At 55.2% G+C, this 14,106-nt stretch carries 15 protein-coding genes; 6 read left to right on the top strand and 9 right to left on the bottom strand.

Annotated elements, in window-relative coordinates:
- The first annotated feature begins 21 nt into the window (after positions 1-21).
- Entirely contained in the window at positions 22-2,097 is a 2,076-nt protein-coding gene (gene ptrB, locus ACOTXC_RS05600; RefSeq protein ID WP_046619432.1) for an oligopeptidase B, read from the top strand.
- Here ptrB and exoX read toward each other — a convergent pair.
- From exoX to ACOTXC_RS05585, 3 genes are all read right to left on the bottom strand, one after another.
- Positions 2,079-2,741, bottom strand: a complete 663-nt coding sequence (gene exoX, locus ACOTXC_RS05595; protein WP_022648468.1) for an exodeoxyribonuclease X — start codon at positions 2,739-2,741, stop codon at positions 2,079-2,081. The genes ptrB and exoX overlap by 19 nt on opposite strands.
- A 24-nt stretch (positions 2,742-2,765) precedes the next feature.
- On the bottom strand, positions 2,766-3,404 hold the full coding sequence (locus ACOTXC_RS05590; RefSeq protein ID WP_023300434.1) for a nitrilase-related carbon-nitrogen hydrolase: 639 nt from the start codon (positions 3,402-3,404) through the stop codon (positions 2,766-2,768).
- A gap of 111 nt (positions 3,405-3,515) precedes the next feature.
- Entirely contained in the window at positions 3,516-3,746 is a 231-nt protein-coding gene (locus tag ACOTXC_RS05585; RefSeq protein ID WP_003859784.1) for a DNA polymerase III subunit theta, read from the bottom strand.
- A gap of 137 nt (positions 3,747-3,883) precedes the next feature.
- On the opposite strand from ACOTXC_RS05585, the gene yobA reads away from it, so the two are divergent.
- From yobA to ACOTXC_RS05570, 3 genes are read left to right on the top strand one after another with little or no spacing between them, the layout of a single operon-like run.
- Positions 3,884-4,255, top strand: a complete 372-nt coding sequence (gene yobA / locus ACOTXC_RS05580) for a CopC domain-containing protein YobA (RefSeq protein WP_058646906.1) — start codon at positions 3,884-3,886, stop codon at positions 4,253-4,255.
- 1 nt (position 4,256) lies between these two features.
- Positions 4,257-5,126: a copper homeostasis membrane protein CopD gene (copD, locus tag ACOTXC_RS05575; protein WP_421767473.1), complete on the top strand. Its 870-nt coding sequence runs from the start codon at positions 4,257-4,259 to the stop codon at positions 5,124-5,126.
- 16 nt (positions 5,127-5,142) lie between these two features.
- Positions 5,143-5,481 (top strand): YebY family protein, encoded by a 339-nt coding sequence (locus tag ACOTXC_RS05570; RefSeq protein ID WP_063146317.1) that lies wholly within the window; start codon positions 5,143-5,145, stop codon positions 5,479-5,481.
- A gap of 125 nt (positions 5,482-5,606) precedes the next feature.
- On the opposite strand, the gene ACOTXC_RS05565 is transcribed toward ACOTXC_RS05570, so the two are convergent.
- Together ACOTXC_RS05565 and ACOTXC_RS05560 are read right to left on the bottom strand one after the other, a co-directional pair.
- A complete protein-coding gene (locus ACOTXC_RS05565; RefSeq protein ID WP_063146318.1) occupies positions 5,607-5,804 on the bottom strand; it encodes a hypothetical protein in 198 nt (65 codons plus the stop codon).
- 45 nt (positions 5,805-5,849) lie between these two features.
- Positions 5,850-6,830 carry a DUF535 family protein gene (locus ACOTXC_RS05560; RefSeq protein ID WP_252065532.1) on the bottom strand — a complete coding sequence of 327 codons (981 nt, stop codon included), beginning with the start codon at positions 6,828-6,830 and terminating at the stop codon, positions 5,850-5,852.
- A 167-nt stretch (positions 6,831-6,997) separates the two neighbouring features.
- On the opposite strand from ACOTXC_RS05560, the gene pphA reads away from it, so the two are divergent.
- Positions 6,998-7,642 carry a protein-serine/threonine phosphatase gene (pphA, locus tag ACOTXC_RS05555; protein ID WP_421767472.1) on the top strand — a complete coding sequence of 215 codons (645 nt, stop codon included), beginning with the start codon at positions 6,998-7,000 and terminating at the stop codon, positions 7,640-7,642.
- 34 nt (positions 7,643-7,676) lie between these two features.
- On the opposite strand, the gene ACOTXC_RS05550 is transcribed toward pphA, so the two are convergent.
- The 4 genes from ACOTXC_RS05550 to yebS all read right to left on the bottom strand — a co-directional run bounded on the left by ACOTXC_RS05550 (position 7,677) and on the right by yebS (position 13,426).
- On the bottom strand, positions 7,677-7,916 hold the full coding sequence (locus ACOTXC_RS05550) for a YebV family protein (RefSeq protein WP_006811010.1): 240 nt from the start codon (positions 7,914-7,916) through the stop codon (positions 7,677-7,679).
- A 104-nt stretch (positions 7,917-8,020) separates the two neighbouring features.
- Positions 8,021-9,484 carry a 16S rRNA (cytosine(1407)-C(5))-methyltransferase RsmF gene (gene rsmF / locus ACOTXC_RS05545; RefSeq protein WP_421767471.1) on the bottom strand — a complete coding sequence of 488 codons (1,464 nt, stop codon included), beginning with the start codon at positions 9,482-9,484 and terminating at the stop codon, positions 8,021-8,023.
- Positions 9,485-9,540: 56 nt separating this feature from the next.
- Entirely contained in the window at positions 9,541-12,174 is a 2,634-nt protein-coding gene (locus ACOTXC_RS05540; protein WP_022648460.1) for a PqiB family protein, read from the bottom strand.
- A complete protein-coding gene (yebS, locus tag ACOTXC_RS05535; RefSeq protein WP_022648459.1) occupies positions 12,143-13,426 on the bottom strand; it encodes a membrane integrity lipid transport subunit YebS in 1,284 nt (427 codons plus the stop codon). The genes ACOTXC_RS05540 and yebS overlap by 32 nt, the downstream gene beginning before the upstream one ends.
- Positions 13,427-13,558: 132 nt before the next feature.
- Here yebS and ACOTXC_RS05530 point away from each other — a divergent pair, with 132 nt between their 5' ends.
- On the top strand, positions 13,559-14,056 hold the full coding sequence (locus tag ACOTXC_RS05530; RefSeq protein WP_006811006.1) for a GAF domain-containing protein: 498 nt from the start codon (positions 13,559-13,561) through the stop codon (positions 14,054-14,056).
- Positions 14,057-14,106: the final 50 nt, after the last annotated feature.

The raw sequence follows: 14,106 nt of genomic DNA, 5'->3' as shown, positions 1-14,106 counted from the left end.
AAACGAAAAAGTAAGAATGCCATGCCTCCAAAAGCCCGACGTACTCCTTATGCGATCACCACGCATGGCGATACGCGTATCGATAACTACTACTGGCTGCGGGACGATTCCCGTTCCCGGCCAGAGGTGCTCGACTATCTGCACGAGGAAAACGACTATGGCCGCCAGGTCATGGCCAGCCAGCAGGCGCTTCAGGATCAGCTCCTGAACGAAATGGTGCAGCGTATCCCCCAGCGTGATGTCTCTGCCCCGTGGTGCAAAAACGGTTATCGCTATCGCCATATTTATGAGCCGGGAAACGAATATCCCATCTACCAGCGCCAGTCTGTGCTAAGCGCCGAGTGGGACGAATGGGAGATCCTGCTGGATGCTAACAAACGTGCTGCCCACAGTGAGTTTTATACGCTGGGCGGCATGTCCATTTCCCCCGATAACGCCATTATGGCGCTGGCTGAGGATTACCTCTCCCGCCGCCAGTACGGTTTGCGTTTCCGCAATCTTGAAACGGGAAACTGGTATCCCGAAATGCTGGATAATGTCTCCCCCGATTTCGTCTGGGGTAACGATTCAGAAACGGTCTACTACGTTAAAAAGCATGCCTCAACGCTGCTACCTTATCAGGTCTGGCGTCATACGGTGGGGACCGATTCCGCCGATGATGAGCTTGTGTATGAAGAAAAAGACGAGACGTTCTACGTCAGCCTGCATAAAACCTCGTCTCGCCACTACGTGATTATCTTCCTTGCCAGCGCCACCACCTCTGAGGTGCTGCTGCTGGATGCCGAACTGCCGGATGCCCAGCCGTTATGCTTCCTGCCGCGCCGTAAAGATCATGAGTACAGTCTGGATCACTTCCAGCACAGCTTTTACCTGCGTTCGAACCGCGAGGGCAAAAACTTTGGCCTTTATAAAACCAAAGTGCGCGATGAACGGAAGTGGGAAGTGTTAATTCCTGCGCGCGATCAGGTGATGCTGGAGGGGTTCACCCTGTTTACCGACTGGCTGGTGGTGGAAGAGCGTCAGCGCGGACTGACCAGTATCCGCCAAATCAACCGCAAAACCCGCGAAGTGGTGGGCATTGCGTTCGATGACCCGGCTTACGTGACGTGGATCGGCTTTAACCCGGAACCGGAATCGTCCCGCCTGCGGTACGGCTATTCGTCAATGACTACCCCGGACACGTTGTTTGAGCTGGATATGGACACCGGGCAGCGTCAGGTGATTAAACAGGCGGAGGTCCGGGGATTTGAGTCGGAAAATTATCGCAGTGAACACCTGTGGGTGACCGCGCGCGACGGCGTTGAAGTCCCCGTGTCTCTCGTCTACCACAAGGATCACTTCAACAAAGGTAAAAACCCCATCCTCATCTACGGTTACGGCTCCTACGGATCCAGCATGGACGCCGATTTCAGCAGCAGCAGGCTGAGCCTGCTCGACCGCGGTTTTGTTTATGCGATTGCCCATATTCGCGGCGGCGGCGAGCTGGGTCAGCACTGGTATGAAGACGGAAAATTTCTCAAAAAGAAAAATACCTTCAATGACTACCTTGATGTCTGCGATGCGCTGATCGCGCAGGGTTATGGCGATCCGCAACTCTGCTTTGGCATGGGGGGCAGCGCCGGAGGCATGTTAATGGGAGCCGTGGTAAACCAGCGGCCTGAACTGTTTAAAGGCGTTATCGCTCAGGTGCCGTTTGTGGACGTGGTGACGACCATGCTGGACGAAACCATTCCGCTGACCACCGGGGAGTTTGAGGAGTGGGGGAACCCGCAGGATGAAACCTATTACCGCTACATGAGAGAGTACAGCCCGTACGATAACGTCGAGGCGAAAGCCTATCCGCATATGCTGGTGACCACCGGCCTGCACGATTCCCAGGTGCAGTACTGGGAGCCCGCGAAATGGGTGGCGAAGCTGCGTGAGCTAAAAACTGACGATAATCTGCTGCTGCTGTGTACCGATATGGACTCGGGGCACGGAGGGAAATCAGGGCGATTTAAATCCTATGAAGGGGTGGCGCTGGAGTACGCCTTTTTGATTGGCCTGGCGCAGGATACGCTGCCAGGCCGCGCGGGAACTCAGGCTTCGCCTAAATAATGCTTCAGCGTCAGGCGCAGTTCCGGGCTCATTCTGTCGAGGTTGTTGTACAGCCAGCGCAGATAGCCCGGATCGTTGTCCGCCACTTCCGATACCGGTTTTCCACGATATTTACCGAACGTGAAGGTGGTCAGTAGGGCGGGGCGGCCGGTAATGGTCGCCATATCGTCCGGCGTCCAGCCGGAAGTATTCATGATATCAATCAGGAGCGCTGCGGTGATGTAGCAGTCATAGAGGGCGCGGTGATGATGCAGCCCTTCCGGCGTCCGCACGCTTAGTTTGCGCGACTTATACAGCGCCATATTGCTGTATTTGATCCCCGGCCACAGACGGCGCGCCAGCTTCATGGTGCAAATCCATTCACCGGGCATCTCCGGCAGCACGCGGCGGTCAAAGCTGGCGTTATGGGCGACATACCACTGGCTACCGTGGTAAAGAGGGATGATCTCTTCAATCCACGGCTTATCCGCCACCATCGATTCCGTAATGCGATGAATTGCCATCGCCTGCGCACTGATAGGACGGTCCGGGCGCACCAGGTGGCTCATTGGATTGACTATCTTTCCGTCAACCACGTCGACAGAGGCGACTTCCACAATTCCACCCTGCAAATCGCAGGTTTCGGTATCGATAACGCGCAGCATTGATCGCTCCTGATCCTAAAATGCCTAGCCTAATGGAATGATATCCCCTTGCCAACCCTGTCGGCCCAAAGAACCGGTTAACAGCAACTCTCCCTTATCGGCACGCACGATCAGCTGACCTTTTTCATCCCATAACGCGCTACCGCTGCGCGCGTTCGCCATTAATACCGCGATGGCGTACTTATGCGCGAAGCGTTGTAACGAACTGATGGATTGCCGCCAGCGTTGCTCACCCACCGCCAGGCTGCTGGTGAACAGCGTTGCCTCTGGGTCCAGTTCCGGGGCGTCAGCCTGATTATCAACGATGGTTAACCGTTTATTGCCAGGAATAACACCCGCACCGTTACCCTGGGGATAACGCCGGATGGTCGACAGGTTAGGGGTGAAAAGCGCGAGTCCTTTCTGTTGCTGGAGAGTAATACCGGCAATCACCGTGATGAAACGTGACTGCGCCGCGTGAAGGAGGGGGGCAAGCTGCAAATCGTCGGGGGGTGGGGGTAAGGTTGTTCCGCCAGGGCCGGTAAGCGAAAGCTCCGGAAAGACGACTAAATCGCACCCATGCGAGGCAGCCTCGGCAATAAAGTGCAGGTGATGTTTTACGTGCTCATCAACACAGTTGTGCCGCGGAGCATACTGAGCCGCGGCAATAGTCCATCGTGACATCGTGACTTCCTTATACACTAAGTCGCTGGGATTTTAAGATTACACCTAAATTTATCAGGGTTTTCTTATCCTGCCACATAACGCGTAAGGAAGTGTAACGGGACGTTAAGCTTATTTAACTTTAGGTTCGTACGGCAGGCGCGAGAGATTAACGGAGGCGAGGCGATGCGCAATAAGACGTTCGCGGAACCAGTCGCGCAGATGCGCGGGTTGTTCACGCTCTACCACTTCAGCCACGACGGGCATGTTGTAACGCTCTTTGAATGCGACCCCCGCGGCGGCGAGATCGACATTCACTTTGTCCATCTCGTCCTGAGGAAGGGCGGCCAGGTTAACGTTCATTTCCTTCTCCTTTTTCTGCGGCGGCAACGTTACCGCGATTGTTAAACGATGACAAGGGAGCAAAGGATGTTCCTCGACTCGTTAATTATACAGAGTTATTCTTTAGCATTCAGGCATAACGAAAAGGAATGATTGTGATGCACTTTACCCCTTCCCGCGTCGCGTGTGCGCTGGTGTTTCTGCTCTCTTCGGCAATCGCGCCATCAGCTCTGGCCCATGCGCACCTTAAGCAACAATCCCCGCAGGAAAATACCGTCGCGACGGCACCCGATGTCATTACCCTGAATTTCTCGGAAGGCATTGAACCTGCCTTCAGCGGCGTCGTGGTGACGGACGCGCAGCAGCACAAAATCCAGACCGGCGGGGTGAAGCGTGACGAGAAGGATAACGCAAAGCTGATTGTTCCTCTTGAGAAACCGTTGACGACCGGCACCTATACGGTGGACTGGCATGTGGTCTCCGTGGACGGCCACAAAACCAAGGGCAGCTATCACTTTAGCGTGAAATAGTATGCTGGCCCTGAGCTACGTAGCGTTTCGCTTTATCCATTTTGTTGCGCTGATACTACTTTTCGGCAACGCGCTATACAGTGTCTGGTTTGCACCGTCTTCGTTGCAGCGCCTCATGACGCAGCGTTTCCAGCGCCAGCAGAATATCGCGGCCTTAATCAGCCTGATGGCTGCTCTGCTGATGTTCGGCCTGCAAAGTGGGTTAATGGGTAACGGCTGGGGTGATGTCATTCGCCCGGCGGTCTGGCGCAGCGTGCTGGGCACGCAGTTTGGTGGCGTCTGGCTGTGGCAAATGGTGCTGGCCGCTGTGACCGCGGGCGCTGCATGGCTTACCCCGCAAAAGGGCTCACGGCTGTTACTGCTCGCGATGGGGCAACTGGTGCTGCTGGCGGGCGTGGGACATGCCGCGATGAACAGTGGCGCGCCGGGTGCGTTGCATCGTCTGAACCATGCGCTTCACCTGCTCTGCGCCGCCACCTGGGTGGGCGGTCTACTGCCGCTGCTGTTCTGTATGCGGCTGGCGAAAGGCCGCTGGCAGCCAGCCGCTATCTTTACCATGATGCGCTTCTCCCGCGTGGGGCATTATGCCGTGGCGGGCGTGCTGCTGACCGGGATAATCAATACGCTCTTTATTGTGGGCTTAGACGTGCCGTGGGAAGCGCCTTATGTACGGCTGTTGTTGTTCAAATGTGCGCTGGTCATCATGATGGTGGCAATTGCGCTGGCGAATCGGTATTTTCTTGTGCCACGCTTTCGCCCTGATGCCGGGCGGGAACAACAGATTTTTATCAGGATGACACAGGCAGAAGTGGTGCTGGGCGCGCTGGTACTGGCGGCCGTCAGCCTGTTCGCGACCTGGGAACCCTTCTGACAAGGTTTAATAACTTATGAAAAAGACACTGCTTTCTCTTTTACTTCTCACCTGTGCCAGCAGTGCGCTGGCCGCGCCGCAGGTCATCACCGTCAGCCGGTTTGAAGTGGGTAAGGACAACTGGGCATTTAATCGTGAAGAGGTCATGCTCACCTGCCGTCCCGGTAACGCGCTGTATGTCATCAATCCCAGTACGCTCGTGCAGTATCCGTTAAATGACGTAGCGGAGCAGCAGGTTGCCAGCGGGAAAAGTAACGGACAGCCTGTCAGCGTGATCCAGGTGGATGACCTGGCAAACCCCGGGCAGAAGAAGAGTCTGGCACCGTTTATTGAGCGCGCTAAAAAGCTCTGCTAGCCGTCAGGTTTCCAGTAAAAAAAAACCGCAGGTGCTTGTAAAAGCTCTGCGGTTTTTCACATTTAGTGATGTTCTGACGCTTTTTTTCAGACCACTTTTACTGTGGACTGGAAAACCTGACGTCGTCATCTATTCTTAAAGGGCAAGGCGATTGAGCCTGCATTAATGCCAACTTTTAGCGCACGGCTCTCTCCCAAGAGCCATTTCCCTGGACCGAATACAGGAATCGTATTCGGTCTCTTTTTATCTGCATGAAAATAAACGATAAAATCCGGTTTTCGACTCAGCAGAAGGTTCACTTCCTGTGCGCCTGCTTCAAACATACCACAACCCGGCAGGCGTAAGTCCAGTCCTTTTTGGCTGTTTTGTTAAATTTTTGTTTGTGTTTTGCCTGAGACGAGTGCGGGATCAATGCGCGCATGTACGGAAGCCGCAATATCATCAAGTAACTTAAAGCGGCGACGGTATTCGGCGCGTTTTTTGCTGGCAATCTCCTCCAGTGCTTTACGCTCCATCTGGAGCGGCAACTGCCAGCAGAAGGGGGAGAGTTTCTTTCCGTTCAGGCCTTCCCAGAACTCGTCGTAGCTGGCGTGAAAATGACGCCCTTTGCTCAGACGGTAGCGCAGCGCGCGGAAAACATGGCCTTCATCGCTGACGGCAAAAATCGCGCTGATGTTCGAGCGTGAGGCAAGCTGGAAGATCACCTCCATCAGCACGCGTTTCGGGAAAAGCCCATGGCAGGCACGGGTAGCCTGCTTAATCACCTCCCGTGAAACATGACGACGTGGACCCTGGAGGCCGCCGATCACCAGCACCATACGGCCGTTACTGCGTGCGACACAGAACGTCAGGCTGGCAAGCAGCGTGTTGTCATTGTCATGCAGCCAAAGCGTGCTTTCGCCTTCACGTTCAGCCTTACCTGCGGACGAGGCGTGGACGGTATAGATTTCGCCGTTTTTTGCCTCGAACCGGACAACCGGCACCTCTTGCGGATTGGTCAGCGCGTGGGCGAGGGCGGTATTTTTCAGACTATCAATCCACTGATAGTGGCTGACGATAGCATCGGCCCGGTCGTTTGAGTTCAGGCCACGCATCAGATACTGGCGGTGAGTTTTGCTCGGCAAGGTAATTTGAGAGGTGATCAGCCTGTCGAAATCATCGCGCCCGGATAGCGCCTCCAGCATGCGATGGGTGGAGGACCAGAATAAAAGCGAGCGCAGAAGGAACTTTAACCGGTAATCACGTTTGTGCCAGATTGGGCCGGGAACGCGTTTCCCTCTCACCAGTTCAGAAATAATATTTGTGCGATGCGGATAAAAAACATCGTTTTGCAGGTGTATGTTTGACACGTGAAAATCCCTCTTTTTATTCCGCACTATTTTAAAGGTCAGGGAATAAGGGATTAATAGCGCAGCGATCTTTATTTCCGGCTGGTTTATGGTTTGTTTGGATTCGCGATATCCATCGTCGGCTCATGACATTTTCTGTGGCAGCTATACTTCTTACAGGAGGCGTTATGTATCAGAAAATAGAGGGAGAACACTGGCGTCATGTCTGGGTTGTCAGCGATATTCATGGTTGCTATCAGTGGCTTATGGATGAGCTGAAACGACGGCATTTTAATCCTGCTGCGGATCTGCTTATCTCGGTGGGGGATATTATCGACCGCGGTCCCGACAGCATGAAATGTTTACAGCTGATGCAGGAAAAGTGGTTTTATGCGGTACGCGGTAATCACGAGCAAATGGCGTTAGATGCGCTTGAAAATAATGATTTTAGTCTCTGGAAGATAAATGGCGGTAACTGGTTTACCGGGCTTACGGTCGCTCAACAAAAGCAGGCGAAGGATTTACTCGACGCGTGTCGGGACTTACCGCACGTTATTGAAATAACCTGCAAAAACGGTCTGAACGTGATTGCTCATGCGGATTATCCCGCCGCCGAATATGCCTGGCATAAGCCGGTAGATGCCCAGCGGGTGCTGTGGGATCGCGACCGGTTAATGGGCTTTATGGTGGGTAGAGGGCAGGGCATTAGCGGTGCGGATCACTTCTGGTTCGGACATACGCCTGTGGACAAGCGCTACGATTTCAACAATCTGCACTACATTGATACGGGAGCGGTGTTCGGGGGCGTTCTGACGCTGGCGCAGCTTCAGTAATAAATAACCCGCCTTCGGGCGGGTTCTCTTTGGGTTATGCAAGACGCAAGACCCAGGCATCGGTTTTACTGTCGTAATGTTCACGGTACAGAACGGAATGTTCCCCATCAAGGATCGCCGGGACGCTGGTATCTGCATCCCAGGCGTCCAGTTGCATGCACAAATCCGGATCGGATTTGCAGGGAATACTTAACGTTCGTTCACCTTGTGCTTCGCCGCGCAATTCAGCGTCGTCGATTTCAAAAGCGCCAATGCGTACGCTGGTTTTCGTCATAATGCTCTCCGGTTTGTTGCCCAAAATCTGGTATGACCAGTGCAGTCATCCATTTTTGATCCTAGACAAGGAGAGCGAAATCGCCAGTAAAAAAATGCGTTTTTTCAGTCAGTGCGGCTGTTACCGGTAAACAGGCGACCATCGCGTACCAGTTCACGCGGATAGCTGTTTTTCAGCCGCGAGCCGACTTTTTTCGCCAGCCCGAGCGGATAGCCCTGATACGTCACAATGACTTCATCCTGTGACGGGCCGTCTTCCGGGTAAACGTCACGACCGCGATACCACTCTTCCGCTTCATGATGCGTCAGGGCGAAGGAGTTCTCATTGCCGGCCAGCGCAATGACCGCTTCGTGCTGCCAGCGATAGCCTTTGTTGTGGATCTCCGCCAGGCGAATACCGAGGCGGGAGAAACGCACCTTACCAATCAGCGGTTCGATGTTGACCGGGAACAGCCACAGCTCTTTGTCACGCATCCAGAGGCGCAGGCTCTCATCCCAGTGCAGTCCCACTTTGCTGGCAGCCGCTTGCGCCTGTGCCGCCTCACGGCCTTTGACCGGCGCGAACGGGAAGTTGCCGACCTTAAACTTAGGGACAGGCAGCTGATCGACGGCGCGGGTTTTACGCAGTCGTGCGACAAAGAACCCCTCGCAATCGTAAATCTGCGGGAAGACGTGCAGGAAGCCTTCAGGGGTGGCCGCGTGACTGGCCGAATCGAAGAGGGTGTCCAGCGGCAGAAACTCGACGGCATCCGCATAGCGTTGCCTGAGCCACAGGCAGACGTCCTCGTTTTCATCGCGATTCAGCGTGCAGGTGGAGTAAACCAGCGTTCCACCGGGGCGCAGGGCATGAAACGCACTGTCGATCAGTTCACGCTGCGTGGCGGCGATCTCCAGGTTGCTTTCAACGGACCAGTTTTTTAACGCATCAGGATCTTTACGCACTACGCCTTCGCCGGAGCAGGGCGCGTCGAGCAGGATGGCATCAAAAGCTTCCGGCAAGGCAGCGCCAAACACGCGACCGTCGAAGTGTGTTAACGCGACGTTGTGGATCCCGCAGCGGCTGATATTGGCGTGCAGGACTTTGACGCGGCTGGCGGAAAATTCGTTGGCGAGGATCGCGCCGCGGTTGTTCATCCGGGCGGCAATTTGCGTGGTTTTAGAGCCCGGCGCCGCCGCGACATCCATCACCCGCTCAGGCTGGTTTCCGTCGGCAAACAGCGCGGCAACCGGCAGCATGGAGCTGGCTTCCTGAATATAAAACAGCCCGCTCAGGTGCTCGGCGGTGCTGCCGAGCGGCAGGCTCTCCTCGTCATCCCGCTCGATCCAGAACCCTTCCTCACACCACGGCACCGGCGTCAGCTGCCAGCCGTAGGAGGAGACGAGATCCAGAAACGCTCCGACGCTGATTTTCAGCGTATTGACGCGAATACTTCGACGCAAAGGGCGCTGGCAGGCGGCGACGAAATCGTCGAAAGAGAGATGAGCAGGAAGCGCCTCGCGCATCTGTGCGAGGAATTGTTCAGGAAGAAATACGGAGTTTTGAGCCACGGGCACACCAAAGGGAAACATTCAGGCGCGCAGTGTAACATAAAGGCTCCGGCGCGTTGACACCGGAGCCTGCGAGATTAACGCGGCAGCGCCGTTCCCCATTCGCGCCACTCTTTCGGTTCACTTTCCAGCAGCAGGAAGTGTTTTCCTGCCTGCGCCTTAGGCGCCAGAGGCGTGCCAGGCGGCGTCGCGAAGGCAATGCCGCCGCGAATGAACTGGTTAAAGGTCCCCGTTTTGACCACGCCACCGGTCAGGCCGAAGTCCAGCGAGTAGCCTGAAGCGAGCCAGAACACTGAGTTGTTGCGAACCAGATGCTGATAACGCTGGCTGATGCGCAGGCCGACCATCACGCGGTCGGACAGATTACCCAGCGTCAGGCTTGTTACTGTCCCCACTTCAATACCGCGGAACAGGACCGGCGTACCGATGCCCAGCGAACCGGCTTCCGGTACTTCAACCACAATGCTCAGACCGTCCAGATAACGGGAATCGGTGATGGTCGCCTCCTGCAACTCAAACTCACGACGCGCGTTGCCCCGACCCGGTTCAACGTTAATGTACGGCTGAAGTATGGTGTCGAGATGCTCAACCCCTGCGGCAGAAATTTGCGGCGTAACCACCGAGAAGCGCGAGCCTGCCCGGGCGAACGTCTGTACATATTCCGGATAAAGCACGGCGGTAGCCTGAACTTCATTGCGCGCGGTGATCAGCGTCAGCTTCTGAACCTGCCCGATATCAATTCCGAGATAGCGGATAGGCATGCCTTCTGCCAGTTTACCGGCATCAAAGGTGTGCAGGGTAATCTGTCCCCCGACGGCGCGCGCCGCGGTTTCAGACGGGAAGAGGATCCGCTTGTCACCTTTACGCATGTTGCCGCCCGCGCCGCTCAGGTTATCGAAGCTGATCGCACCGCGCAGGGCACGGGAGAGGGGAGACGCCTGTACGGTCAGCCCGTTGCCATTGAGCTGCACTTTCGCGCCGCCTTCAGCCCAGAACACGCTGTTTGGCGTGAGCAGCTTGCGATACTCCGGCTTGATATGCAGTTCGATATCAAACGCGTCCGCACGAGGACGAACGGTGATCACTTCTCCGACCTCAAACTTACGATAAAGCACGACGGAGCCTGCCTGGACATCCGGCAGCGTTTCAGCGCTTAAGGTCAGCGTGGTGGTCGGCAGGTCGCCGAGGCTGTTTTCAATGGCTTTGTCCAGATTGGCGAACAGTGGATAGCTCTCACGCAGCGCGCCTTTGCTGCCCGGCAGAATGCGGATCCCGCCGTTAACCCACTCGCTGGCGCTGGCGCCGAGGAACTCAACGCCGTCCAGACCCACCTTCACGTCGACCCGGCTGTTCACCACAAATTTACTGTCGCCGTGCACAAGGTTGCCGTACTGCGGATCGATGGCGGCGGAGAAGGAGACCCCTTTTTCCGTCAGCTTTCGTTCCAGAACCTGACCCACCTGCACACCGTGCAGGATTAGCGGTTGACCGGCTTCGATACCATAGCTTTCCGGCGCATTCAGCTTAACCGTCAACACGCCCGGTTTTTGCAGCAGAGCTTTATCCGCCGGCGCGATGACAAAGTTTTTATTCGGCGCACCTTCACCGGGGATCAGCTCAAAGGTGCTTCCCGTCAGCAGGGAACTGATGCTGGCGTCGCTGAGGGAGAGCTTCGGATTACGCAGCTCGATGCGTGTTTTTTCCCGCAGGAGGTCCACAACGCTCGGATCCACCGTCATTTCGCCGGTAACGGAGCCGCCCGCGTTGAGGGTTAATTTTGTCAGTTGCCCGACCTCTAAACCCTGGTACATCAGCGGGGTCGAACCGGCTTTCAGGCCTTTGGCATCCGGCAAGGTCAACTTGACGATGACACCGCGCTGGCTGTGTGCCAGGTCGGCGTACAGACCAAAGGTATCCTCTGCGGCGGCAGGGCTGGAGTCAGCAGGTGAGTCGAAGGCGATAGCGCCATTCACCAGCGCCGCCAGGCTCTCAAGCTTCACTTTCGCACCGCTTAAGCTCAGGTCAGCATCGACGCCAGAGACGTTCCAGAAGCGGCTGCCTTTTTTTACCAGGTTGGTAAAACGGCGATCGATCAGTACATCAATGGTCACGCCATCTTTGTTCGGGTTAATGGCGTAGTCGTAAACGCGGCCAACCGGAATTTTGCGGAAATAGACCAGAGAACCACTGTTCAGCGAGCCCAAATCCGGCGCGCGGAGGTGGATCATCAGATCGCCGTTATTCAGCCGATATTTCGGCTGGGTATCCAGCGCAACAAAGTGATCCTGTGGCTCACCTTTGCCAGGCATCATGCCGATATAGTTACCGCCCACAAGCGCATCCAGCCCGGAAACGCCGGCCAGGGAGGCTTTAGGCGTGACCAGCCAGAACTGCGTTTCGGCGCGCAGGGCATCCTGCATGTCAGACTTAATGCTCGCCCGGACCTGGATTTTGTTCAGCCCTTTGCCGAGGGAAATATCCTGCACGGTACCCACTTCCACCCCCTGGAAGCGAACGGGGGTACGTCCGGCGACAATGCCGTCCGCAGACTGGAAATCAATCGTGATGGTACTTCCGCGATCTTCATAGCTCGTCCAGATAAGCCAGCCTGCGATCATCAGCGCGATGACAGGCAGCAACCAGAATGGCGAAATGCGGCGTTTTGTTTTAATTCTCGCTTCAGTCGGCGAAGCGGGCGTTTCCTGACTCATGTGCGTCCCAAAGTAAGCGGCTGTCCAGCCATTCCACTGCAAGAATAGTCAATATCACCGCAGAGCCGAAATAAAAAGCTGCGGGTCCCATGGTAAAAGCAAGTAACTGATCGCGATTGATGAGCGACATCATCAGCGAAATCACGAACAGATCCAACATCGACCAGCGACCAATCCAGGTCACGAATCGCAGAAGCAGGATACGGGTGCGTAGTCCTTGTTCGCATTTAAAGTGAATGCTGATAAGTAGCGTAAACATCACCACCACTTTGGTAAAGGGCACCAGAATACTGGCGATGAACACAATGGCGGCAACCCCCACGTTACTGTGCGCCAGAGAGATAATCCCCGAAAGGATAGTATCTTCCTGTCGGGCGCCGTTCACATAAATTACGGAGATCGGCAGCATATTGGCCGGGAATAAAAATATCAGTGAGGCGATAAGCGCCGCCCAGCATTTTTGCAGGCTGTTGTTGCGCCGCAATCTTAACGGAATGTGGCAGCGAGGACACCTCCCGCGTTTATCCGGAAAACCGGTGTAATGGCACCCCAGGCAGACGCGCAGGTTTTCATCAGGCCGGGTCGCGGGACGCTGAGGGTAAAATCGCTCCCAAAGCTGTTCAACATTCAGATGAATCAGGGTCAAAATACTCAGCAGGACCAGTGAAATAAACGCAAAAAGGCCAATGCCGGGTTGTAAAAACGCATAATCCTGCACCTTAATGGAGGCCACGCCGACGCCCACCAGATAGATGTCCAGCATCACCCACTCCTTGAGCTTTTCCAGCATGAGCAGGACAGGGCGCAGGTTCATCCCCAGAATGTTGCCAAACCACAGGTAGGCAATTGCCGCGACCAGCACCAGCGGCGCGCCGACGACGCAGAACAGCACCATAGCGCCGGTGAGCGGATCGCCCTCGCGCGTCATCTGCCAGATCCCCTGCAATACGTTAGCGTCAATACGCACGCCAAGCAGGTAGAGCTTTAACAGCGGCTCGGTCCAGGCGAACGGCATCAGCAGCAGCATGGTAACCGCCATTGCCGCCAGACGCGTCAATGACCAGTCCCGGCCGTCGCGAATTTTGGCATCGCAGCAAGGGCAAAAAGCACTTTGGTGCGATTTCATCTTCGGCAACATAAAAAGCGTATCGCACTGGGGACAACGCTGATAATGTGCACGAGGCAGAGCCTGGCTTACCGTACGGACAACGATCTTTCTTGTCGGCGTAATTTGGGGTGTTTTTAGGGCCATCAGTCGCACACAGATAAGTATTGTTGAAAGTTATAATAACTCATGAACGGATTCATCTTGAGCATGAGCGCATTTAATGCTTATTTTAATAGGCTATGCGGTAATTATGTAAGATAACTAAGTGATTGAATAATGAACAAAACAGAATTCTACGCGGATCTGAATCGCGATTTTAAGGCATTAATGGCAGGGGAAACCAGTTTCTTAGCCACTCTGGCAAATACCAGTGCGTTACTGTTCGAACGCCTTTCTGACGTGAACTGGGCGGGCTTTTATCTGCTGGAAGGCGACACGCTGGTGCTGGGGCCTTTCCAGGGGAAACTCGCCTGCGTACGCATCCCGGTAGGTCGCGGCGTGTGCGGTACCGCAGTGGCGACCCGTCAGGTTCAGCGTGTCGAAGATGTACATGCGTTTGACGGCCACATTGCCTGCGATGCCAGCAGCAATTCTGAAATCGTACTGCCGCTGGTGGTTAAAAATCAGATTATTGGCGTTCTGGATATCGACAGCACGGTCTTCAGCCGCTTTACTGCCGAGGATGAGCAGGGGCTGCGCGCGTTGGCCGCAAACCTGGAAAATGTTCTGGCAGAGACCGATTATCATAAATTCTTTGCGAGCGTCGCAGGATAATCAACGGATAACGTAGCATTTACTGATAGCGTCATTATAATGTCGCCTGT

It is taken from the genome of Enterobacter cloacae complex sp. IR5428 (assembly GCF_049238585.1).
Classification (GTDB): domain Bacteria; phylum Pseudomonadota; class Gammaproteobacteria; order Enterobacterales; family Enterobacteriaceae; genus Enterobacter; species Enterobacter intestinihominis.
This window is presented reverse-complemented; position numbering and strand designations above follow the sequence as displayed.